The organism is Blastomonas sp. (assembly GCF_041747255.1).
Taxonomy (GTDB): domain Bacteria; phylum Pseudomonadota; class Alphaproteobacteria; order Sphingomonadales; family Sphingomonadaceae; genus Blastomonas.
In genome coordinates, this window is record NZ_JBGTFM010000180.1 from 1 (window position 1) to 1,657 (window position 1,657).

The following is a 1,657-nucleotide window of genomic DNA, read 5'->3' on the forward strand; positions in this document are numbered from 1 at the left end:
TCTCAAGAACTCCTTCGACATGCTGCGCGATGGGCAGGCGCGGGTGATGGAGAACATGAACTCGATGAATCCGATGGCCAAGATGCCGGGCTTCGAGGTCATGCAAAAGCAGCAGGTCGCCTTCATGAAGGCGATGAGCGCGTGGCCCAGAGCGGCCGGTACGACCGGTCCCGAGAAAGAGCCGGAGGCGAAATCCGACGACAGCGAAGACCTCGAGGCGATCAAGCGGCAGCTTGCGGAATTGCAGGAAAAGCTGTCCAAGCTCAAATAGAGCATTTCGGGATTAGGTGACTCAGGTGTTCGCTGCCTTTTACGGCATTCGAACCAGAAAACCGATGTCTGATCTATCAAGTTGTTCCCGAAACGCTCTAATCAGGCCGCCTGATCCGCCACCGCCACCGACAGCGCGGACAGCAGAGCGTCGGCCACCAGATCGCAATCGGCAAGCGTCAGATGCACCGGCAGGCGTACGTCGCAGGCCCGCATCAGCATCGCGCGGGTTTGCGGCAGGTCCGGCAGGTCCTCGATGAACTGCCAATTCCAGAAGGCGCGCGCGTTGTCGGTGCTTTGGCCGAAAACCTGCACCTTGACCCCGCGCATTGCAGCCTCGGCCACAAACCGCGCGAGCGCCGTACCGCTCAGACCGGGCAGGTTGAACTGGATCGAATCCGGTGCGCGGTCCTCGCCCGGCAGCGGTGCGGGCACATCGACGAGCGGCGAGGTCGCAAGACGGGCGGCCAGATGATCATGATTGCGCCGCCCGTCCGCCACCCGGCGCGACAGCTCGGGCAGTTGCGCACGGGCCAGCGCGGCGGACATGTTTCCCAGCCGAAGGTTGTACAGCGGCAATCTGTTCTGCCAGCGCGTGCAGGCCTCGTGCAGCAGGCTGTGCTTGCGCCAGTTATGCTCGTAGGCACCCGACATGATGGTCGCGCGCGCCGCCAGATCCGCGTCGTCGGTGATGAGGATGCCGCCTTCGCCCGTGTTGACCATCTTGTAGGACTGGAACGAGAAACAGCCGACGCGCCCGATGGTCCCGATCTTGCGCTGGCGCCAGACGGTGCCCAGCGAATGCGCCGCGTCCTCGATCACGGGAAGGCCGCGCGCATCGCACAGCGCCATGATTCTATCCATGTCCGACGTGTGCCCGCGCATGTGACTGATGATGACGGCCTGCACGCGATCCAGTCTGGCGGCGAAATCGTCGAGGTCGATGCGATAGTCCTGGCCCACTTCGCACAGAACCGGCTGCATCCCGGCGTGAAGGACCGCCGACGGCACCGCCGCGAAGGTGAAACCGGGGATCAGCACCCGCGCGCCATCGGGCAGCCCCAGCGCCTTGAGCGACAGGAACAGCGCTGCCGAACAGGAGGACACGGCAAGCGCAAAGCGCGCGCCCATCATGCCGGCGAATTCCGCCTCGAGCAGGGACGCCGGAGAGTCCGTTTCGGCGGTGTAGCGAAACAGATCGCCGGTCTCCAGCAGTCGCTCGATCTCGGCGCGGGCGGTGTCGGGGATCGCCTCGGCCCGGTGCATGTCTGGCAGCGTCATGATGCGTCCTCCTGCTGTTCAGGGTATCATACCGCAGGGCAGGAGGATGCCACCAGCCCTTGCTTCCATGACAGTTTCGTGAAGTGGCGCGGATTACACACCCAGA

General features: G+C 64.0%; 2 protein-coding genes. One reads left to right on the forward strand and one right to left on the reverse strand.

Annotated elements, in window-relative coordinates; translation table 11 throughout:
* Positions 1 to 271 (forward strand): hypothetical protein (locus tag ACEW8G_RS06380; protein ID WP_373487601.1); only part of this gene is annotated, 271 nt, incomplete at its 5' end.
* 101 nt (positions 272 to 372) lie between these two features.
* Here ACEW8G_RS06380 and ACEW8G_RS06385 read toward each other — a convergent pair.
* Positions 373 to 1,551, reverse strand: coding sequence for a DegT/DnrJ/EryC1/StrS family aminotransferase (locus ACEW8G_RS06385; protein ID WP_373487602.1), 1,179 nt, complete (start codon positions 1,549 to 1,551; stop codon positions 373 to 375).
* Positions 1,552 to 1,657: the final 106 nt, after the last annotated feature.